Origin of the sequence: Burkholderia ambifaria AMMD (genome assembly GCF_000203915.1) — a bacterium.
GTDB lineage: Bacteria > Pseudomonadota > Gammaproteobacteria > Burkholderiales > Burkholderiaceae > Burkholderia > Burkholderia ambifaria.
In genome coordinates, this window is record NC_008392.1 from 654831 (window position 1) to 675958 (window position 21128).

At 65.7% G+C, this 21128-nt stretch carries 19 protein-coding genes; 14 read left to right on the top strand and 5 right to left on the bottom strand.

The genetic code is table 11. The annotated features are described in order from the left end of the window. Nucleotides 1–24: 24 nt before the first annotated feature. The 3 genes from BAMB_RS30405 to BAMB_RS30415 all read left to right on the top strand — a co-directional run bounded on the left by BAMB_RS30405 (nt 25) and on the right by BAMB_RS30415 (nt 4311). Nucleotides 25–1449 carry an aldehyde dehydrogenase family protein gene (locus BAMB_RS30405; protein ID WP_011660972.1) on the top strand — a complete coding sequence of 475 codons (1425 nt, stop codon included), beginning with the start codon at nt 25–27 and terminating at the stop codon, nt 1447–1449. A gap of 53 nt (nt 1450–1502) precedes the next feature. Further along, nucleotides 1503–3005, top strand: coding sequence for a M81 family metallopeptidase (locus BAMB_RS30410; RefSeq protein ID WP_011660973.1), 1503 nt, complete (start codon nt 1503–1505; stop codon nt 3003–3005). 118 nt (nt 3006–3123) lie between these two features. Further along, complete coding sequence (locus BAMB_RS30415) at nt 3124–4311, top strand: YncE family protein (protein ID WP_011660974.1); 1188 nt, start codon at nt 3124–3126, stop codon at nt 4309–4311. A gap of 104 nt (nt 4312–4415) precedes the next feature. Here BAMB_RS30415 and BAMB_RS36140 read toward each other — a convergent pair whose 3' ends face one another. Continuing rightward, the gene (locus tag BAMB_RS36140; RefSeq protein WP_006750603.1) at nt 4416–4550 is read right to left on the bottom strand and encodes a hypothetical protein; all 135 of its coding nucleotides are present in this window, start codon (nt 4548–4550) and stop codon (nt 4416–4418) included. A gap of 413 nt (nt 4551–4963) precedes the next feature. On the opposite strand from BAMB_RS36140, the gene BAMB_RS30425 reads away from it, so the two are divergent. The 3 genes from BAMB_RS30425 (at nt 4964) to ampC (ending at nt 7675) form a co-directional block, all read left to right on the top strand. Further along, nucleotides 4964–5419, top strand: a complete 456-nt coding sequence (locus BAMB_RS30425; protein WP_011660976.1) for a hypothetical protein — start codon at nt 4964–4966, stop codon at nt 5417–5419. A gap of 88 nt (nt 5420–5507) precedes the next feature. Further along, entirely contained in the window at nt 5508–6320 is an 813-nt protein-coding gene (locus BAMB_RS30430; protein ID WP_011660977.1) for an alpha/beta fold hydrolase, read from the top strand. Between the two features lie 185 nt (nt 6321–6505). Further along, on the top strand, nt 6506–7675 hold the full coding sequence (ampC, locus tag BAMB_RS30435; RefSeq protein WP_011660978.1) for a class C beta-lactamase: 1170 nt from the start codon (nt 6506–6508) through the stop codon (nt 7673–7675). A 36-nt stretch (nt 7676–7711) separates the two neighbouring features. On the opposite strand, the gene shc is transcribed toward ampC, so the two are convergent. After that, the gene (gene shc / locus BAMB_RS30440; protein ID WP_011660979.1) at nt 7712–9760 is read right to left on the bottom strand and encodes a squalene--hopene cyclase; all 2049 of its coding nucleotides are present in this window, start codon (nt 9758–9760) and stop codon (nt 7712–7714) included. Nucleotides 9761–9812: 52 nt separating this feature from the next. Between shc and BAMB_RS30445 the strand changes: the two genes are divergently transcribed. From BAMB_RS30445 to BAMB_RS35690, 3 genes are all read left to right on the top strand, one after another. Next, nucleotides 9813–10523, top strand: a complete 711-nt coding sequence (locus tag BAMB_RS30445; RefSeq protein WP_041491793.1) for a TetR/AcrR family transcriptional regulator — start codon at nt 9813–9815, stop codon at nt 10521–10523. Nucleotides 10524–10680: 157 nt separating this feature from the next. Beyond that, nucleotides 10681–11031 carry a hypothetical protein gene (locus BAMB_RS30450; RefSeq protein ID WP_227739259.1) on the top strand — a complete coding sequence of 117 codons (351 nt, stop codon included), beginning with the start codon at nt 10681–10683 and terminating at the stop codon, nt 11029–11031. A 25-nt stretch (nt 11032–11056) separates the two neighbouring features. Continuing rightward, the gene (locus tag BAMB_RS35690; protein WP_158380561.1) at nt 11057–11209 is read left to right on the top strand and encodes a hypothetical protein; all 153 of its coding nucleotides are present in this window, start codon (nt 11057–11059) and stop codon (nt 11207–11209) included. Nucleotides 11210–11319: 110 nt separating this feature from the next. Here BAMB_RS35690 and BAMB_RS30455 read toward each other — a convergent pair whose 3' ends face one another. Further along, nucleotides 11320–12261: a dihydrodipicolinate synthase family protein gene (locus BAMB_RS30455; protein ID WP_011660982.1), complete on the bottom strand. Its 942-nt coding sequence runs from the start codon at nt 12259–12261 to the stop codon at nt 11320–11322. Between the two features lie 591 nt (nt 12262–12852). Here BAMB_RS30455 and abaF point away from each other — a divergent pair. Then, nucleotides 12853–14232, top strand: a complete 1380-nt coding sequence (gene abaF / locus BAMB_RS30460; RefSeq protein ID WP_011660983.1) for a fosfomycin efflux MFS transporter AbaF — start codon at nt 12853–12855, stop codon at nt 14230–14232. A gap of 350 nt (nt 14233–14582) precedes the next feature. Here abaF and BAMB_RS30465 read toward each other — a convergent pair whose 3' ends face one another. Continuing rightward, nucleotides 14583–15164: a TetR/AcrR family transcriptional regulator gene (locus BAMB_RS30465; RefSeq protein ID WP_227739257.1), complete on the bottom strand. Its 582-nt coding sequence runs from the start codon at nt 15162–15164 to the stop codon at nt 14583–14585. A 419-nt stretch (nt 15165–15583) separates the two neighbouring features. On the opposite strand from BAMB_RS30465, the gene BAMB_RS30470 reads away from it, so the two are divergent. Further along, nucleotides 15584–16714 carry an alpha/beta fold hydrolase gene (locus tag BAMB_RS30470; RefSeq protein WP_011660985.1) on the top strand — a complete coding sequence of 377 codons (1131 nt, stop codon included), beginning with the start codon at nt 15584–15586 and terminating at the stop codon, nt 16712–16714. Nucleotides 16715–17277: 563 nt separating this feature from the next. On the opposite strand, the gene BAMB_RS30475 is transcribed toward BAMB_RS30470, so the two are convergent. Then, nucleotides 17278–18210, bottom strand: a complete 933-nt coding sequence (locus tag BAMB_RS30475) for a LysR family transcriptional regulator (protein WP_011660986.1) — start codon at nt 18208–18210, stop codon at nt 17278–17280. Nucleotides 18211–18434: 224 nt separating this feature from the next. Between BAMB_RS30475 and BAMB_RS30480 the strand changes: the two genes are divergently transcribed. From BAMB_RS30480 to BAMB_RS35695, 3 genes are all read left to right on the top strand, one after another. Beyond that, nucleotides 18435–19301 carry an NmrA family NAD(P)-binding protein gene (locus BAMB_RS30480; RefSeq protein WP_011660987.1) on the top strand — a complete coding sequence of 289 codons (867 nt, stop codon included), beginning with the start codon at nt 18435–18437 and terminating at the stop codon, nt 19299–19301. Nucleotides 19302–19394: 93 nt separating this feature from the next. Further along, the gene (locus BAMB_RS30485) at nt 19395–20198 is read left to right on the top strand and encodes a hypothetical protein (RefSeq protein ID WP_011660988.1); all 804 of its coding nucleotides are present in this window, start codon (nt 19395–19397) and stop codon (nt 20196–20198) included. A 128-nt stretch (nt 20199–20326) separates the two neighbouring features. Beyond that, nucleotides 20327–20926 carry a hypothetical protein gene (locus BAMB_RS35695; RefSeq protein ID WP_127456142.1) on the top strand — a complete coding sequence of 200 codons (600 nt, stop codon included), beginning with the start codon at nt 20327–20329 and terminating at the stop codon, nt 20924–20926. The last annotated feature ends 202 nt before the right edge of the window (nt 20927–21128 follow it).

The window sequence follows — 21128 nt, forward strand, 5'->3', positions numbered from 1 at the left end:
CGTCCTTCATTTCAGGAGCATTCGATGCGAACGTCACAACAGTCCTATATCGACGGCCAGTGGCTCGATCCGGCCGATGCGAAGTCGATCGACGTGATCGACCCGAGCACGGCGCGGCCGTATGCGCAGCTCAGGATCGGCGGGCCGGCCGACGTCGACCGGGCGGTCAGCGCGGCGAAGCAGGCCTTCGATACGTACTCGCGCTGGACGGTCGACGAGCGTGTCGCGCTGCTGCGGCGCGTGCTCGAGATCTACCAGCGCCGCTACGACGAAGTCGCGCACACGATCAGCCAGGAGATGGGTGCGCCGATCGCGTTCGCACGCGCGATGCAGGCCGCGGTCGGCACCGCGCATCTCGAACAGACGATCCGTGCGCTGCAGGCGTTCCGGTTCAGCACGCAGACCGATTCGCTGCTCGTGTCGCACGAGCCGATCGGCGTGTGCGCACTGATCACGCCGTGGAACTGGCCGATCAACCAGATCGTGTGCAAGGTCGCGCCGGCGCTCGCGGCCGGCTGCACGATGGTGCTCAAGCCGAGCGAGATCGCACCGTTCAGCGCGGTCCTGTTCGCGGAGATCCTGCACGAAGCCGGCGTGCCGCCCGGCGTGTTCAACCTCGTGCATGGCTACGGGCATGAAGTCGGCGACGCGCTGTCGCGGCATCCGGACGTCGACATGGTGTCGTTCACCGGGTCGACGCGTGCGGGCGTCGAGGTCGCGAAGGCGGCCGCCGACACGGTGAAGCGCGTGCACCAGGAGCTCGGCAGCAAGAGCCCGAACCTGATCCTGCCCGACGCCGACATCGAGGATGCGGTCGCGCGCGGCGTGCGCAGCTGCTTCAGCAATAGCGGGCAGTCGTGCAACGCGCCGACGCGGATGTTCGTGCATGTCGACCAGCTGGCCGCGGCCGAGGCAGCGGCGCGTGCCGAGGCGGCGCGCACGGTCGTCGGCGATCCGCGTTCGCCGGAAACGGACATCGGACCGGTCGTCAGCCGCACGCAGTTCGACCGCATCCAGCAGCTGATCCAGCGCGGCATCGCCGAGGGCGCGACGCTCGTCGCGGGCGGGCCCGGCCGGCCCGACGGGCTGTGCGACGGCTTCTATGTGCGGCCGACGGTGTTCTCGAACGTCACGCCGGACATGACGATCGCGCGCGAGGAAATCTTCGGGCCGGTGCTGTCGATCATGACCTACCACACCGAGGACGAGGCGATCGCGCTCGCGAACGACTCGGTCTACGGGCTCGCGGCCTATGTGCAGTCGAAGGATCTCGATCGCGCACGCAGGGTAGCGGCGCGGCTGCGGGTCGGCAATGTCCACATCAACTACCCGCCGTGGAACCCGGCCGCCCCGTTCGGCGGCTACAAGCGCTCGGGCAACGGCCGCGAGTATGCGGAGTTCGGCCTCGTCGAATACCTGGAGACGAAGGGGACGACGGGGTACGCTTGAATGATCGAGAGGAGTTCGACGATGCGGGTCCTGCAGACAACGACGGAGGCACGATGAAAATCCTGATCGCCCGGATGAATCACGAGACGAACACGTTCTCGCCGGTGCCGACGCCGCTCGCCGCGTTCGGTCGCAACGGCCCCGACTGGGGCGACGACGCGTATCGCGCGAATCACGGGATGCGCACCGCGATGGCCGCGTTCCTCGACGCGGCCGAGCGTGAAGGCGCCGAGATCGTGACGCCCGTATCGGCGGCCGCCAACCCGAGCGGCCCGGTCGCGGCCGATGCATATGCGGCGATCTGCGATGCGATCGTCGCGGCCACGCCAGGCTGCGACGCGGTGATGCTCGATCTGCACGGCGCGATGGTCGCCGAGCAATCCGCGGACGGCGAGGGCGACCTGCTCGCGCGCGTGCGCGCCGCGCTGCCCGATGCGCCGATCGCGGTGGCGCTCGACCTGCACGCGAACGTCACGCAGAAGATGATCGACCACGCGGACGTGATCGTCAGTTTCAAGACCTATCCGCACGTCGACATGTACGAGACGGGTGAGCATGCGGCACGCGTGCTGCTCGAGCGGCTGCACGGCCGCGCGCGGCCCGTGCTCGCATGGCGGCAGCCGCCGCTGATGACGTCGACGCTGCGCAGCGCGAGCGCCGAAGGCGCGATGCGGCGCGCGGTGGAGGCCGCGCGCGCGGCCGAGGCGGAGGGGATGCTCGCGGTGTCGGTGCTGCCCGGCTTCTCGCTCGCGGATATTCCCGCGCCGTGTATCAGCGTCGTGGTGGTCGCCGACGGCGACCGTGCGGCAGCCGATGCGGTGGCCGAGCGCATCGCCCGGCAGATCTGGGACGCGCGTGACGCGTTCGTGTACCGCAGCGCGCCGCTCGCGGAATCGGTCGCGCAGGCCGCGGCGCTGGCGCGCGGCGCGGACCGTCCGGTGCTGATGCTCGATCACGGCGACAACTGCATGTCGGGCGGCCCATGCGACACGATGGACCTGCTCGAGGCCGCGCTCGCGCAGGGGCTCGACGGGATCGTCAGCGGGCCGTTGTGCGATCCCGAAGCCGTCGCGGCGCTGATCGACGCGGGCGTGGGCGCGACCGTCACGGTGCCGGTCGGCAACCGGATGCCGTCGCATGGCGGCGCGCGGCGCGCACCGTTTCGCGCGACGGGCATCGTGCGCGCCATCACCGACGGCGAATACGTGATTACCGGGCCGACCTACACGGGCCAACGCGCATACATGGGCCGCGCGGCGGTGCTCGATATCGGCGTGGCGACGCTGGTCGTCACCGAGCGCACGCAGGAACCGTGGGATCTCGGCGTGTTCGAGAGCGTCGGCGTCGATCCACGCCGCGCACGATTCCTGCTGCTGAAGTCGCGCATGTATTGCCGGCCCGTGTTCGTGCCGATCGCGGCCGCACTCGTCGAGTGCGACAGCCGCGGCGTGACCGGGTCGGACTTCGGGCTGTTCCGCTACGAGCGGCTCGCGCGGCCCGTGTATCCGCTCGACGACGTTCGCCAGTGGGACGGCGCGGGGCCGCGCACTCGCTGAGCGGCGGCCTCGCGACACCGGTTTCGCGCTTTAGTGCATGATGCGATGGCATCGACCCGTCGAGCAGCAGGGTCGTGCGATTCCTTGCGTCCGCAACCGATCCGGAGAACCGTCCGTCATGCATTCGAATCCTTTTCGCCTTCGTCGCGCCCGTCTGCTCGCCGCGCTGACGCTTGCCACCACCGCCGTCGCCGCGCACGCGGCCGACTGGATCGTGTCCGGCAACGACGGCAAGTACCAGCGCGTCGAAGGCCGCGACACCTTTCTCGCATCGCCGCCTGCCGACACGCTGACGCTGCTCGATGCCAGCGTGTTCCCGCCGAAGATCGCGCTGCAGGTCGACGTCGAGAACGGCATCCAGGGGCCGCCGCAGGCCGTCGCGATCACGCCCGACGCGAAACTCGCGCTGGTCGGCGCGCCGACGCGTTACGACACGAGCGCGAAGCAACTCGTGTACGACACGTTCCTGCAGGTCGTGAATCTCGAGGCGTCGCCGGCGGCGATCACGCGCATCGAACTCGGCACGCACCCGCAGGGGATCGCGATCGACCGGTCCGGTCGCGTCGCGCTGGTGGCGAACGTCGACGGCAGCGTGTCGATCCTGGGGATCGACGGCACGCAGGTGACGCTCGACGGCAACCTGAAGATCGGCAAGAAGCGGCTCGCCGGGATCAGCTTCACGCACGACGGCAAGCATGCGCTCGTGTCGCTGCGCGACGAGCAGGGTGTCGCGGTGCTGAACGTCGACGACGGCAAGGTGACCGACAGCGGCGCGCGGCTGAGCACGGGCGTTGCGCCTTACACGATCGACGTGTCGAGCGACAACCGCTGGGCCGTCGTCAGCAACGTCGGGCTCGCGGGGCTGCCGGGCTATACGGGCACGCTCGCGGGCGATGCCGATTCGGTCGCGCTGATCGACGTGTCGCGCACGCCGTTCCGCACGGTCCAGTACCTGAACGTGCCGTCGCTGCCGGAAGGCGTCGCGATCTCGCCGAACGGGAAGTGGATCGCCGTGCAGGCGATGGACGGCTCGAACCTCACGGCCAACAACCCGGGCCGCCACAAGCTCGGCAAGGTCGTGCTGTTCGAGATCCGCAACGGCCGCGCGGTGCAGACGAGTGAAGTGCCGGGCGGCGAAGCCGCGCAGGGCATCGTATTCACCGCTGACAGCCGGCACGTGATCGTGCAGTTCAACGTCGAGCGGCAGCTTGCGCTGTATGCGGTGGAAGGTGGCCAGCTGCGCGATACGGGCAAGCGGATCGCGCTGTCGGGCGGGCCGTCGTCGCTGCGGACGTTGCCTCGCTGACGTGTGGCGCGGGTGGGTCGGCTGCGGGTTCGCTGTTGGCGATGCGGATGGGGCTGACGTGCGACGAGGGGCGGGGGCCGCGCCTGCGATGAACCGGCGCTCCGTTACGGACGCAGCAGATCGAACCCGCCGAACACGACCACGCCGCTGAGCGCAATCATCGCGACCGAATGCTGGCCGAAATAGAGAATCGCGGCCGCGAGCCACGTGGTCAGGCAGAAGGCGCCGATGCGGGCCATCGTGAATTCCTCAAAGTGCGTGATGAAGGGGATGCGCGCCGAAGCCGTCGCGTCGTCGTGTCGCTGCGGGCGCGGGGCTCGCGCGGCGACGGCGCCGGACGGCGTCGCGTGTCGCGCCCGATCGGGCGGGCGCCGGTGCGGGGGTAGCCCGCAAGGCTTGTCGAAAGCAGCCGGTGTGCTGCAGCGGCAGGCCAGCCGGCGATTTTACCAGCGCGGATGGCCGGTCATTCTGGCCCCTTCGCAGCAATCCGCAGCCTGCGCATGACAATGGCGCGCGGTGCCGGCTGCGCGGCCGCGCCGGCGCGCCGCAGAAAGCGAGACTAAAGTTTCGTCGGACAAATACCGTAAACCGGTTGCAAGGTTTTCCCTGTTCAACCGACGCGAGTCGCACACACTCATTACGGACCGACACGATGCAGATCGATCTCTCTTCCGCCACGCAGACCCCGCTCGCCACCACCAACGCGGCCGCCAACCCGTCCGGCACAGGCGCCGCGCCGACCGCCACCGCGGCTGCGTCGTCGCCCACGGGCAGTGCAACGAAGACGTCAGCGAGCGGCGCCGCGCCGTCCGGCGGCGCGGGCGAGACGCTGGGCGCGTCGGGATCTTCGGCCGACGATCCAGCGGTCGCGCAACTGAAACAGCTCATCGAGCGCTTGCAGAAGCAACTCGCGCAACTGCAGCAGCAAATGGCGGCCGCCGCGCAGCGCGCGAAGGATGACCCGGCCGCGGCGGTCGAGCAGCAGACGCTGAGCGCGGAAGCGAGCACGATCTCGGGTGCGCTGTCGACGGCGATCGCGCAGCTCGCGCAGGCCCTCCAGAAGTCGGGCGGCTCGACGTCCGGCGGGTTCGTATCGACTCAGGCCTGACGGCACGGCACGGCCGCCGCATAGCAGCAGCACGCCACGCCGGGCATTACAATCGCAAGCTCGTCTCCCTCGAAAGGACGGCAGAACGATGACTGCGGAATTCGCCGACGACGACCTCGTCCGCTTCGACGCGCAAGGCGGCACGCCGCTGCCCGCGGCCGATGCCGAAGGATGGCTGGACCACGACGGCGCGCGCATCTGGCACGCGTCGTTCGGCCACGGCCCGCCGGTCGTGCTGCTGCACGGCGGCCTCGGCCACGGCGGCAACTGGGGCAATCAGGTGCCGGCGCTGCTCGCGGCCGGCTACCGCGCGATCGTGATCGACAGCCGCGGCCACGGCCGCAGCACGCGCGACGATCGCCCCTATTCGTACGACCGCATGGCCTCGGACGTGCTCGCGGTACTCGATGCGCTGCACATCGGGCGCGCGCGCTTCGTCGGCTGGAGCGACGGCGCGTGCGTGTCGCTCGTGCTGGCCGCCCGCGCGCCGCAGCGCGCGGCGGGCGTGTTCTTCTTCGCGTGCAACATGGATCCCGGCGGCACGAAGGAGATGGTGCCGAGCCCGCTGATCGACCGCTGCTTCGCGCGACACCGCAAGGACTACGCGCGACTGTCCGCGACGCCCGACCAGTTCGACGCGTTCGTCGCCGCCGTCAGCGAAATGATGCGCACGCAACCAAATTACAGCGCGGCCGACCTCGCGGCGATCGCGGTGCCGGTCGGGATCGTGCAGGGCGAGCACGACGAGTTCATCCGCCCCGAGCATGCGGCCTATCTCGCGCGCACGATTCCGGGCGCGACGCTGACGATCCTGCCCGGCGTGAGCCACTTCGCGCCGCTGCAGCGGCCGGCGCGCTTCAACGCCGCGATGCTGGCCTTTCTCGACCGGTTGCCTGACTGACATCGGCATGGCCGGTGCATGCGTTGCATAAGATTTTCTTTAGGCTTGCGCAAAATATCCTCGATTGTTGAACGGCGGCCGGCGGCGGATAGTCCTGCTTCGACCGGCCGGCTGCAGCAGTCTCCGCGCGGCGCGGCCGGACCTGTTGTCCACACAACCATCAGAAAATCGAAGGAACCGCAACCATGCGATTCAACGCGATACGCATCGCCGCGACCCTGTTCGTCGCCGCGTGCGCCGCCGTCACGGCCGGCCGCGCGGCCGCCGCCACGCCCGACGAGATCCACGACACCGTGACCCGCAACGTCGCGCCGCTGATGAAGCAGTTCGCCATTCCCGGCATGGCGATCGGCATCGTCGCCGACGGCAAGCCCTACGTGTTCGACTACGGCGTGATGTCGACGCAAACCGGCAAGCCGGTGACCGGCGACACGCTGTTCGAGATCGGCTCCGTCAGCAAGACGCTGACCGCGACGCTCGCGTCCGACGCGCAGGAGGGCGGCGAGCTGTCGCTGTCGGATCCGGCGGCCAAGTACCTGCCCGCAATGCAGGGCAAGCCGTTCGGTGGCGTGACGCTGCTCGAGCTCGGCACGCACACGCCGGGCGGGATGCCGCTGCAGGTGCCGGACAGCATCCGCGACGACGCGGACCTGATGCGCTATCTCGATGCGTGGCGGCCCGCGTACGCGCCGGGCACGCGCCGCACGTATTCGAATGTCGCGATCGGGATGCTCGGGCAACTCACCGCGAAGGCGATGAACCGCGACTTCGCGGCGTTGATGGAACAGCGGCTATTCCCCGCGCTCGGGATGACGCATACCTATATCAACGTGCCCGCCGCGCGCCGGGGCGACTATGCGCAGGGCTATACGCAGGACGGCAAGCCGATCCGGATGACGGGCGGCATGCTGTGGCAGCCGGCGTATGGCGTCCGGACCACGGCGGCCGACCTGCTGCGCTTCGTGCAGGCGAACATGGGGCTCGTCGAAACGGCGCCGCGTATGCAGCGCGCGCTCGAGCGCACGCACACCGGCTATTTCCGTGCGGGGCCGTTCACGCAGGACCTGATCTGGGAACAGTATCCGTATCCGGTCGCGCTGCCGACGCTGCTCGAAGGCAACGGGCCGGCGATGCTCCACGACGCGACGCCCGCGACCGAACTCAAGCCGCCGCTCGCGCCGCGCCCGGACACGTGGATCAACAAGACCGGCTCGACCAACGGCTTCAGCACCTATGTCGCGTTCGTCCCGGCGAAGCGGATCGCGATCGTGATGCTCGCGAACCGCAGCTTTCCGATCGAGGATCGCGTGAAAGCCGCGTACCGGATCGTCGAGTCGCTGAACGGCAAGCCGTAACGTGCGTCGTGCGCGTGCCCGTGCCCGTGCCCGTGCTCAGGCGAGCGCGGCGTCCGCGCCCGTGGACGCCGGCACCGCGTGCGCGCCCGCTGCCGACACGCCGCCAGCCAACCGCCGATAGCGCGCGAGCGCCCACAGCGGGAAGTACGCCGTGTAGCCGTGATACTTCAGGTAGAAGATGCGCGGAAAGCCCGGCGCGTTGTGCGACCGGTGCCACCAGAAGCCGTCGTCCTGCTGCACGGATTGCAGATACGCGATGCCGCGCCTGACCGATTCCGATTCGCCGTCGCCGAACGCCATCTGCGCGAGCAGCGCCCACGCGGTGCAGTTCGACGTGCTTTCGCCCGCATTGGTGCCGGCGAGCGCCGGGTCGATGTAGCTGTCGTTCGTCTCGCCCCAGCCGCCGTCCGCGTGCTGACGGGCGCGCAGCCACGCGAGCGCGCGGGCGATGTACGGCTGCGACGGGTCCTCGCCCGCGAGCGCGAGCCCGGCCAGCACGCTCCACGTGCCGTACAGGTAGTTCGTGCCCCAGCGGCCCCACCAGCTGCCGTCGGGCTGCTGCGTGCGCTTCACGTAGTCGATCGCGCGCGCGAGCGACGCGCGGTCGTCCGCGCGCTTCGTGACGCCGAAGCACAGCAGCACGCGGCCCGACACGTCCTCGGTCGGCGGATCGAGCAGCGCGCCGTGATCGGCGAACGGAATCGCGTTCAGGTACAGGCGGTCGCAGTCGGCGTCGAAGGCCGCGAAGCCGCCGTTGCGCGATTGCAGCCCGCGCATCCAGTCGAGCGCGCGCGCGACGCGCGCCGCATACGGATGCGAGCCGTCCGCGTTGCGATGCGTGCGGCCGCGGCGGTCGAGCATCGCGGTGACGACCGCGCTGTCGTCGATGTCGGGGTAGTACGGGTTCGCGTACTGGAACGCCCAGCCGCCCGGTTGCGTGTCGGCGGGCGCGTTCTCGATCCAGTCGCCGCGCAGGTCGTTCACCTGGCGCTCGGCCAGCCAGTCGTACGCGCGGGCGATGCGTGCGTCGAGTTCGTCCAGTGCGCTCGCGGGCGCGCCGGCTTCCGGCACGGCCACGCCGCGCGCCTGCTCGAGCGCCATCGTGCTCCACGCGGTGTCCCACACCGGCGACAGGCACGGCTGGCAGTACATGCTGCCGTCGGGCCGCGTGACCAGCAGCTTCTCCAGCGCGTTCTCGCAGTCGCGGCGCAGCGGATGATCGTCCGGGTAGCCGAGCACGTCCATCATCTGATAGCTGTACACGATCGGCGGAAAGATCCCGCCGAGGCCGTCCTCGCCGTTCATGCGCTCCGCGCACCATGCTTGCGCATGCCGGATCGCGCGCTGCCGCAGGCGTTTCGGCAGCAGCGGCTCGACATGGCGCACCACGCGGTCGAGCGCGAGGAATGCGCGGCGCATCCCGCGCGCGGGCGGGAAGTACTGGCGTTCCTGGTCGGGCGGCGTGACGAACAGCTCGGGAATCGCGATGTTGCGCGGGTTGCGCGCACGCGCTTTCAGCGAGCACAGCACGAGCAGCGGCACCATCGTCGTGCGGGCCCAGTACGCGACCTTGTACATCGAGATCGGCACCCACTTCGGAAACAGCACGAATTCGATCGGCATGAACGGCGTCGCGCGCCACGGCACCTGGCCGAACGTCGCGAGCAGGATGCGCGTGAACACGTTCGAGCGTGCCGCGCCGCCGAGCTCGAGGATCGCGTCGCGCGCGCGAACCATGTGCGGCGCATGCTCGCTGTCGCCGGCGGCCTTCAGCGCGAAGTACGCCTTCACGCTGCACGACACGTCCGGGTCGCCGTCGACATACAGGTCCCACCCGCCGTGCGTGTCGAGCCGCTGGATCGCGCGCAGGTAGCGCGCCATCTTCTCCTGGCGCGCGTCGTCGATCTTGTCCATGAAATGCATCATCAGGATGTATTCCGCGGTGATCGTCGCGTCGGATTCGAGTTCGAAACACCAGCTGCCGTCAGGCTGCTGAAGGCGCATCAGCGCGTCGCGTCCGCGGGCGATCGCGGCGTCGAGCGCGGACCAAGGGGAGGGGCCGGATTTGTTCATGCGGCGGATCATACCATCCGGCCGGAATGTTTATATCGAGACCGCGGGTGCTAACATCGCCCCCATGAAAAAACGCCTCGAACCCGCTTCGCGCGATACCGCCGCGCCTGTCGACACGGCCGGACCGGCCGCCGCACGGAGCGCGCCCGCGCCCACGCCCGCTGCAGGCGTGCGGCGGAAAAAGGCCCCGGAGCAGGTGCGCGCGCAACTGCTGGAAGCCGCGTCGGACATCGCGACCGGTCACGGCGTGGCCGCGCTGACGCTCGACGCGGTCGCCGAGCGCGCGGGCGTGACCAAAGGCGCGCTGCAGTATCACTTCGCGAACAAGCAGGGCCTGCTCGATGCGCTGTTCGGGCAGGCGACCGAACGCTTCGCGACGCAGATGGCCGCGCGCCGGGCGGCCGATTCACATGGCGACGGCGCGGCGGCGCGTGCGTATCTGCATGCGGTGCTCGACACCGCGCAGCCGGCCGCGAGCACCGACGTGCTGCGCGTGCTGGTCGCATCGATGATCACCGAGCAGGAGACGCGCGCGCGCTGGTCGGTGCCGATGCGCGAGTGGACGCGGCCGGACCCGGTGCCGCTCGAGCGGGCGGCGACGCTGATGATCTGCCGGCTGGCCGCCGACGGGCTGTGGATCTCGGAGCTCCTCGACAGCGTGGAGATTTCGGCCGAGCTACGCGCGGAGATTGTCCGGCAACTGGACCGGATGAGCGCGGGCGAGCCGCCGGCGGGCACGGGGAAGCGCGCGAGCGCGCGCGGCCGACGCGGCTGAGCGCGTTCAGCCGCTCAACTTCCCGACGAACTCGGCGATCCCGCCTGACGGTCGTCGCCATGGACGTGGCACCGGCTGCGCAGCGCGACATAGATCCGACGATACGAACAGAACCCTCGCGCGTGCCGGCGATTTCCTGACACACGACGCGCGTACCGTGACGGGAAACGACGGCGTGTCGAGCGAAAAAGCCCATGCGGCGACCCGCCGACGACGCCAGGCCGATGCCGTGTTGCGGGGGAGTGTCAATCACATGCTGACAAGAGACTATGTGGAGCGCGAGCTCTCTCATATCGAGAGAATGGTCGCGCTGCTGGAAAGCGATGCGGATACCGGCGCGGCGGCGATGCCGTACGCGATGCGCGTGAGTCGTCCGGGTTACTGGCGCGCGCGGATCGAGGTGCTGCTCGCGATTCCGGGCATGCCGCGCAACGTGATGAAACTCGGCAACGTGCTGCTCGCGAAAATCGACGTGATCGAGTCGCGGCGGGGGACGGTGAATCCCTGACTGTGCGGCGCGCGCAGCGCATGTCGTGTTGGGGCTCGGCTGGCGCTTCGGCGATGTGTTCAGCCTGATTGCGGTGCCGGCGCTCGCCGCGGCCGGTACGTTGTATGCGATCGGCCTTGGCCGCACGAAGATCACGGAACACCAGCGCGCGAGCGGGGCGGCCGTGCAGCGACACTGATTCGGCAGGCGCCTGTCGAGTGTGCGCGGATAAAGGAAAAGCCACGGATCGCTCCGTGGCTTTTGCCTTTCTCATGCAGGCGGCCGTGTCACGGCCGCGTATCGCACGACTTACGCGATGGTCTTCGACCAGTTCGCGTACCAGTTGCGGAACAGCTTGTATTGCGCTTCCGCGTAGTTGCGTTGCGCGTCGCTCAGTGCATCGGTTTCGTTGAAGTGCAGCGTGTATTCCTTGTCGCCGTTCAGCACCATCAGGTGCTTGTAGAACAGCACGAGGTCGCAGCCTTCGTCGAACGACGACAGCACGGCCAGCGCCGCTTCCAGTTCCTTCGCACGCACGCGCGCCACGGCATCGCCTTGCGCGGCCTTCTTGCACAGGTCGACCAGTTGCAGCACTTCGCGCGGCAGCGCGTTGCCGATGCCGGTGATCGCGCCTGCCGCGCCGCAATTCACGAAGCCGTGGAACACCTGCGTGTCGACGCCGGCCATCAGCGTCACGCTGTCGTCCTGCGACGTGATGTTCTCGGCTGCATAGCGCATGTCGGCCGCGCCGCCGAATTCCTTGAAGCCGATCAGGTTCGGGTGTTGACGACGCAGTTCGAAGAACAGGTCGGCGCGGGTCGCGAAGCCGTAGTACGGGCTGTTGTAGATCACCGCCGGCAGCTTCGGCGCTGCGTTCAGGATCGCGGCGAAGTGGGCCTTCTGTGCGGCCGGCGACGCGCCGCGCGACAGCACGCGCGGGATCACCATCAGGCCGTGCGCGCCGACCTTCGCGGCATGCGCGGCGTGCGACACCGCTTCCTTCGAGTTCACCGCGCCGGTGCCGACGATCGTCGGCACGCCGGCTTCGACCAGGCGCGCGACGCCTTCCTGGCGCTGCGCTTCGGTCAGCAGCGGCCAGTCGCCCATCGAGCCGCAGTACACCACCGCGCGCATGCCGAGTGCCACCAGCTCCTTGCCCTTCTTTACCAGCGCGTCGAAATCCGGCTGACGATCAGCGGTGCACGGAGTCATCAAGGCCGGAATGGTGCCGGTAAAAATGTTGTCGCTCATCTCGTTTCCTCACATTCAGATAGGGTCAATTGCCAGTGCTGGCAACCTGGGCCGTACGCGCGCTCGCCGTCTCGTCGGTGCTTCACGTCACCCGGACGGCGGCTGGCCGCCTCTTGTTTGCCTCGGTGCCGAAACGTTGCCTCCGGTTTCGACCGAGAGTCAGCCATCGACGAGTGCATTCTAGCCAGTCCGGATATTTTATACAATATAAAATAAAAAGGGCGTGACGCAGGTCGTCGTTTCGAGGTGCCGCGGAGGGTAGAGAGCCGCGTCGCGGCGGCCTTCGGCGGGGAGGGCGGGCGCACTCGACAAAGCTGGTCGACGCCGCGTTCCGGCTCCGCATGATGGCCTTGTTAGCCCGACTGGCGCCCCGCAAGCTTATCCCCGCCGCACTTTCCTCCGACCAAAAACATCCGTCTCGCAGGCTTCCATCCCGGTCGGCGTACCACGCGCCCGGCATGTCGCATTTCTGCCGAAAGCATTTTTGAGATTGCGTGGATTGTGTATTGGATATTGTATAAAATATTTCGGCGCGCTTACTCGCGAACCGCCCCGTCACGGGAAATGGAAGACAACGAGAGGAGATACGGAATGACAAGTCAGGTCGGCGAGGCAGTCTCGCCTGGTAGTGCAGCAGCCGTGCAGGACACGGCGTCGAAACGGGAATTGAAGCGGGTCGTCGCGGCGTCGATGGTGGGCTCGGTGGCGGAGTGGTACGAGTTCTTCCTGTATGGAACGGCGTCGGCGCTGGTGTTCGGCACGCACTTCTTCAAGAAGACGGGCAATCCGATCGACGGCCTGCTCGCCGCGTTCGCGCTGTATGCGGTGGGGTTCGCCGCGCGCCCGATCGGCGGGCTGGTGTTCGGCTACTACGGCGACAAGTTTGGCCGCAAGTACCTGCTGCAGGTCAGCCTGATCGTGGTCGGCATCACGACCTTCCTGATGGGCTGCCTGCCGACCTTCGATGCGATCGGCTACTGGGCGCCGGTGCTGCTGGTGTCGCTGCGGCTGATTCAGGGCTTCGCGTTCGGCGGCGAGTGGGGCGGCGCGATCCTGCTGGTCAGTGAACACGCCCCCGACAACCGCCGCGGCTACTGGGCCAGCTGGCCGCAAGCCGGCGTGCCGGCCGGCAACCTCGTCGCGACCATCATCCTGCTGGTGCTGTCGAGTTCGCTGTCCGAGGCCGACTTCCTGTCGTGGGGCTGGCGCGCGGCGTTCTGGTTCTCGGCGGTGGTCGTGCTGATCGGCTTCTGGATTCGTCGCAAGGTCGACGATGCGCCGATCTTCAAGGAAGCGCAGGCGCGCCGCGCGCAGAAGCAGGAAAAGCAGCTTGGCGTGGTGCACGTGCTGAAGTATCACTGGCGGCAGGTGCTGATCGGCATCGGCGCGCGATTCGCCGAGAACATCCTGTACTACATGGTCGTCACGTTCTCGCTGACCTACCTGAAGCTGGTGGTCGGGGCCGACACAACGCGGATCCTGAAGCTGATGTTCGCGGCCAACGCGATCCACTTCTTCTTCATTCCGCTGATGGGGCTGCTATCGGACTTCGTCGGCCGCAAGCCCGTGTACCTGACGGGCGCGGTGCTGACCGCCGGCTGGGGCTTCGTCGCGTTCCCGATGATGGATACCGGCAACGACTGGATCATCATGGCCGCGATCGTGCTCGGTCTGTTTATCGAATCGATGACGTACTCGCCGTATTCGGCGCTGATGACCGAGATGTTCCCGACCAACGTGCGCTATACCGCGCTGTCGCTGTGCTACCAGGTCGCGCCGCTGATGGCCGGCTCGCTCGCACCGCTGATCGGGCTGTCGCTGCTCGAGCGCTATCACTCGTCGACGCCGATCGCGCTGTACCTGGTCGCCGCGGCCGTGATCTCGATTGTGTGCGTGGGCGTCGCGAAGGAAACGCGCGGCAAGTCGCTGCGCGATGTCGATGCGGAGGCGAGTCGGCGTACGCATGTCTGACGCGGTGGTGATCGCCGGCGTGATCGCTGATGGGAAGCCACCCGGGAGGGTGGCTTTTTTGTGGGGTATCGCTGGTTGGGGCGCGGGGAGGAATGGCGGCGTTCGTCATTCATTCATTCATTCATTCACCGTCACCCTCCGCTGGTTCGGCCGACCGAACCGGTTCGCGATGTACGGGTTGCCCTCACGCAAGAACCTCACCCGTTGCGGCAACAATGCAGGGCGAGGGTGTACTTCATCGGGACATTGATCCGGCGGCTGCGCGTCTGCGAACGGACATTCGCGAAAGACCGACGCTCTTCATAGGATGCTCGGCGCTCATTTCGTCGAACCGGGAACCCTGGACCGGATTACCTTTCGGGATCAGCGCACCTTTGGACACTCACCAGCGCCAGCGCCTCGAATATAGCGGGCGTGCGTTCCAGGCGGGCAATCGTCCGCGCGCCTTCGAGCGCGGCTACCAATGCAGCGGCGGTGGAGGAAGCGCGCGAGGGAGCGAAACCGCACGCTCTAAAGTGCTCCGCAATAATTTCGGTGGACTCAACAAATCCGCGCGCTACCCGTTGGGTGAGCTCGGCGTCGAGCGCGGGCAGCTCATTCGCCAGATTCTGCATCAGACATCCATACTGGAAATCAGAGGCGACCATTTCAGCCGCGAATGTCCTGAAAATCTGATGAACAAAATTCAGGGCGTCACCCGTCGTACTCGCCGAGATGTCTCGTAATACAGCGATTCGATCCGCAATGTAACTATCGATTGCTTCTTCTGCGAGTTGTGCCTTGCCGCGCGGAAAGTGGAAGTAGAACGATCCTTTAGGCGCACCGCTTTCTTCAAGGATCTGGGTCAATCCCGTCGCAGTGTAGCCCTGGATGCGAAACAGTCGTTGGGCCGTGGCAATCGCGCGAGCGCGGGCGTCAGTCTTACGTGGCATGCCGAGAACATAGCACGTTTCGCTTGATGGTTCTATGGCGATTGACATACTATGGTGATCACCATATACGGAGCCCCGGCGATGCCTCCCGACCCAATCGCAAGTCAAGAAGGTTCGCTCAGTTGTGCGCAGCCTGCCGAGATCACGGCACGAATAACCGAAACCCGCCGGCCGAATCGTTCGTCGCGTGCGTCTTCGCTGACGATGGAGGCAGCGCTCGCACGGGGACGGGGCGTTCCATCATGAGCCGTCCACTTCGCTTCCGGCCATCGGCGTCCAGACGAGCCTTCCTGGCGATGGGCGCGGCCAGCCTGTTTGTCCCCTTGATTCGACCCGTCCACACAACCCCCGTAGGAGGAGTTGACTTGTCCACATCAACATATGGCAATGGAACGCTTCCGAAGAGGGTCCGCTCGCGCATGATCCACGGGGTCAACGGCCTCGATGTCCATATTCTCGAGGCCGGTTACGAGAACCCCGGCCGGCCGCTCGCCCTGCTTCTGCACGGTTTTCCCGACTTGGCTTACGGATGGCGACACCTGATCCCGATTCTCGCCGACGCCGGCTACCACGTCGTGGCGCCCGACCAGCGGGGTTTTGGCCGCACCACCGGTTGGCTGAACGACTATGACGCACCGCTGGCACCCTTCAGCCTTTTGAATATGACGCGTGACGCTCTCGGATTGGTTTTGGCGTTGGGGTATCGGCGTACGGCAATGCTCGTCGGGCACGACCTCGGCTCGCCCGTCGCGGCCTATTGTGCGCTAGCCCGACCTGACGTCTTTCCGTCGGTGGTGCTGATGAGCGCACCGTTCCCCGGTCCGCCGACGCTTCCGTTCAACATTGCGGAAAGCGAGATATCGTCGGTTCAACCGAACACTGGCAATCAAAAGTTGGCGGCCGCGCTGGCGGCGCTCGACCCGCCGAGAAAGTATTACCAGCAATACCTGAGCACACGTGAGGCGAACCATGACATGTGGCAACCCCCACAAGGCTTACACGCGTTTCTTCGTGCATTTTTCTACGTCAAGAGCGCCGACTGGCCGGGCAACAAGCCGCATCCGTTGAAGGCGCCAACCGCCGCCGAACTTGCGCAAATGCCCACCTATTACGTCATGGAACTCGGCAAGACGATGCCCGAGACCGTCGCTCCATTCCAACCTTCCTCCGCCGAGGTCCTGGCCGGCAAATGGCTCACCGAGCCGGAACTTGGGGTGTACACGGAAGAGTACGGCCGCACGGGGTTTCAAGGCGCCCTGCAGGCTTATCGTGTCCTTTCCGATCCTGGCCTGAACGCCGAGTTGCGCCTGTTTTCGGGCAAGACGATCGATGTCCCGTCGCTCTTCATTGGCGGCAAGAGCGATTGGGGCACGTATTCGGCGCCGGGCGCGCTCGAACTGATGAGGACGAAGGCGACGACGAGAATGGCGGGAATTGAGCTGATCGACGGCGCTGGTCACTGGATCCAACAGGAGCAGCCGGGTCGGCTCGGCGAACTCCTGCTCGCCTTCGCCAAGGAGATGGGTGGGGCGGATCACACTCGCAGTTAAGTCGAGGAATGGCTATCGTTGCTCTTGAAAATATCGCCTGGCTTCCAGACCACCGTCCCGTCCGTCCCGTCCGTCACGCTTTAGTGAAGCGTCTCGGGTTGGATGGTTCGAGGTCTATCATTAGCCTCTGGCTCCTCCGCCCTCGATCGGGGAGTAACGCTTGCTCCTCGACGTTGAACGACGTCTCGGTGCTGGATGCACTTAACGACTGAAAGACGTCCCTACGCCGGACACCTACTTCGCGTCGGCCCCGAAGGACCGCATCGGGTCGATAACTGCCGGTCCAGAAAACCGTAAGCGTGGGGCGGCATGGACCTGGAAGCCGTGGCCGCTCAGGTAGGCTGCATCGACGGGGCGACGTTGGGTGCGCTCCTCCGCCAGAGGACCGGGCGCGGTGTGCGCGACCTTCGTGCCGATCTGCGCTGATGGTTTGGGTTCGCCAAAAGATCGGTGCAGCTTTACCCCACCAAACCGGCGTTCGTTGATGCCTGCGACCTGACCGGTGTGGCGCTATGTGTGTCGCTGCTGCTTTGGGATGCGACTGACGACGAGATCGCGTGTGCTTAGCGCGTGCCGACGCGCTCGTTCTTGCTCATCAGCTCAACAACGAAGTCGAGAAACGCGCGCGTCTTTGCCGGCAGGTGATGCCGGGACGGGTAGTACGCGTATAAGGGAAATCGCTCGTCTGCCCATTCGGGAAACAGATTGATCAATTGGCCGTTCGCGATCAGTGGCTCGGCACCGAGCAGCAACATCTGCGCAATTCCGGAACCGGCGAGGCATGCGTTGAGCAGGGCGCCCGGATCGTTGACCGTGAGGCGCCCCCGGGTGTCGACCACAATGCGTTTTCGCCGGCGATGGAATTCCCACGCGAACGGCTTGCCCGTCTCAGGGTTGCGAAATTCAATGCATCGATGGCTTCGGCTTTCAAGGTCCTCGGGTTTTGCCGGCCGTCCCCAGCGAGCGATATACGCGGGCGACGCGACCGTAACAATGCCGGTATCGAGCAACTTTCTCGCGATCAGCGTAGAGGCTCGGGGCTCGCCGAATCGCACGGCGATGTCGAAGCCATCCATGACGAGGTCGCCAAGACTGTCTCGCGCGATGAGCTCGATTTCGAGCTCGGGGTGCGCGTCCATGAACGCATCGAGTTGCGGCCCAAGAATGGTCCGGTAGACGACAGGATCCAGATTGACTCTCAGCTTTCCACGCACAGCGGAGGCGCTACCTGCCGCGGCCGCGGCTGCTTCCTCCAGCCCGGCGAGATGGGGCATGACCTGCTCGTAAAAGCGGCGCCCCTCTTCAGTCAGCGAGACGGAGCGTGTCGTTCGGTTGAAGAGCCGGATGTTCAGCTTTTTTTCCAGCCGCGCAATCGCGCGACTGACGCCCGGCGGCGTCATTCCGATGACTTCCGATGCGGCCGCGAACGTCCCCATGTCCACCACGGCGGCGAACACGCTAATGCTGCCGGACAGCTTCTCGCTACTGGATCTCATGATTGCTCGACTGAATGCGGGTGGTGAATCGCGACCGACCAACCCGAAGGCCAACGCGCCAAAACTGCGCCGTGCAGCAGCGCAGGATAACTCCGTGGATCATGCCGAATTGATGACTGGTTGTCACTGATCTGATGCCATCCATGTCATTTTGTTTCGGTCGGCGTTTGTCCAGAATGCGTGTCACCGAGACACCCGATGTATCCACACATGGAGAACGAGCAATGTATGCAATAACAGGAATCACCGGCCAGGTCGGCGGCGCACTGGCCCGCGAGCTGTTGGCCACGGGGCAGCCGGTGCGCGCGGTCGTGCGCGATGCGACGCGGGCGGCGTCGTGGGCAGAGCGAGGTTGCGAGATCGCGACGGCGTTCATGGAAGACGCTTCGTCGCTCGCCGCCGCGTTCGAGGGCGCCACCGGCGTTTTCATCCTGCCGCCATCGGAGTTCGATCCGGCGCCCGGGTTTCCCGAAGCGCGGAAGGTGAGCGAGGCTGTATCCGCAGCGCTCCTGAAGGCGCGGCCCGAAAAAGTCGTTTGCCTGTCGACGATCGGCGCACAGGCCGACGAGGTCAATCTGCTCACGCAACGCACGCTGATGGAGCAGGCACTGCGCGAGATGCCGATGCCCGTGACATTCCTGCGGCCTGCCTGGTTCATGGAAAACGCCGCATGGGATGTCGCGTCCGCGCGCGACGAAGGCGTCATTGCCAGTTACCTGCAGCCGCTCGACAAGCCCGTGCCGATGGTCGCCACCGCGGACGTAGGCCGCGTTGCGGCCGAACTGCTCCAGCAGACGTGGCGCGGTGTGCGTGTGGTCGAGCTCGAGGGCCCGCGCCGGGTGAGCCCCAATGATCTCGCATTGGCCTTCGCTCGCGTGCTGGGTGCGCAGGTACGCGCGGAAGTTGTCGACAGGCAGACGTGGGAAGTGCTGTTCCGCGGCCAGGGCATGAAGCATCCTCTGCCCCGGATGCGCATGCTGGACGGCTTCAACGAAGGCTGGATCGATTTCGAAAGTAATCCTGAAGAAACCGTGCGTGGTCACGTCGAACTGGAGACGGTTCTGCGCGAGCTTGTGTCGCGGGCAGTCTGACCGGCGCCTCGATCCGTCGGATTGACCGATCGCCAGGTCCTGCACGGGGCAATCGGCAACTTGGAACTATACTGGGGCAACCTGGAGGGTTCCATGACTGATCACGACAGACTGCATCCGCTACGTCCGTTCCTGAAAAATTGGGTTTGGGAGCATGGCCGAATCGGGACTCGCTATGTGGACTGCGTCGACTGCGAAATCAAGTTTGATGAAGGCAAGAAGTCGCATTTCGCAGCGGAAAAATATATCTACGTGCCCCTTGGCAATGGCGCTGACGACGATGCGTCTGTGGAGGGGCCCGCAATTCAGGAGGCCGGCCTTGCCCGGTTTTTGCGGGCTGCGCAGTTGGGTAAGCCGGAAGAAGCCGGTTCCGTAGCGGAGGTGCAGCGCGCCGTGCAGGACTGCGTCGAGATTGGCCTGTTCAGTGCGTATCAAGGGGAGGCTCGCAACGCATTTGCCCGATACGCGCAGGAACCCATGTTCGACGACGAGATCCGCGCGGCGGTTGTCGACGACATCCGGCGCGTTTATGTCGGCATGCGCGAGCAACTTGGGCTGTACGATTTTAGTGTGCTCTACGGCTTGCCCCAGCCATTGCTTATCGGCGACGCGCCCTTCATTGACTGGCGCGTATCCGCGAGTCCGGCACTTCCGTTCGTGTCGCTTCCGCTGGGACCTTACTGTCTGCTGGTCGGCGCGCCATCGGGCAGGAAAAGCCGCATCGGCCCGGTGGTCTGGAAGGCCGCTGCCACGATGGGCCCGTTGAAAGACCACAACCGCCGGATCGAGGAGCAGGCGCGTCTGTGGCTGGTGGCGACTACGGATGATCAACTCGTTGCTGTGCAAAGTCGCATGGTTGCGGCTAGAGGGGCCAGAGAAGGGGAAGGGAAGCCCTGAGTGATGTCGACGGGAGGCAGGGCGTCGGCGGGGGCTGAATGCTGAGCGGTAGTTCGTTGACGTGTTTGGGTAAGCGATCGCGACAGCCCTTGTTCCAACTAAATGGTCGTTGTCCGAAGGGGCATACCATGGCTGAACATCTGAATATAGTCACCGTGCTTGAGAAAGCGATCTCGCCGGCTGAACGCCTCGGGATGGTTTTCGATCTCGCAAAGTCCTACGCCCCGTTCTTTGACAACCTTCACGAGATATGTCGGAACAACTACAAGACCGGCGTTGCGCAATGTGAACCGTGGCCTGAAGGCGAGTCCCTATTGGCAGCCGGTGCAGGAAATGACGAACTGCTTTTCATATACGGTGATCAATCTATCGGAGCCGGCGGCGCTCGAAGCAGCATCGGTATTGAAGAAAATGGTGTGAGGGTACAGTTCGTCGTCTCCCTTCCTTTGCCGCGCAATTTTCATCTCGACGAGTTGCGGCAGTTTCTTATGGAGACGGCAAACGTCGCCAGACGCATCTCGAACACCTTTGTTGTCGCGGCAGGACGGGAGCTTGAAAGCGATATCGACAGAAAGGTCGACGATGGATTGCCAAAGGTCCTTGCAGAGGATTGGACGTGCGAGCGGATTGTTGTCCCAAGGCATCTAATTTCGGTGCCTCTCAGATGTTTCGCAACGTTGGTCGAGTCGGATCAAGCCATTCTGCTTAAGCGAACGTCAATGCCATGAATCGATGGGGGACTTCGCTGTCAGTTCATTCAAAAACTGTTTACTTTTTCTTGAAATGAGAAAGCGACTTCCATCGATTGACGCGTCAGTTCAGAGTCACAACGGGAACAAGACGCGAGCACCTGATCGAAACCAAATGGAATCGGCGCGTCCGTTATCCGAGGATTTGATTGTCTCGTACGAGCGGCTTACCTCCATATGG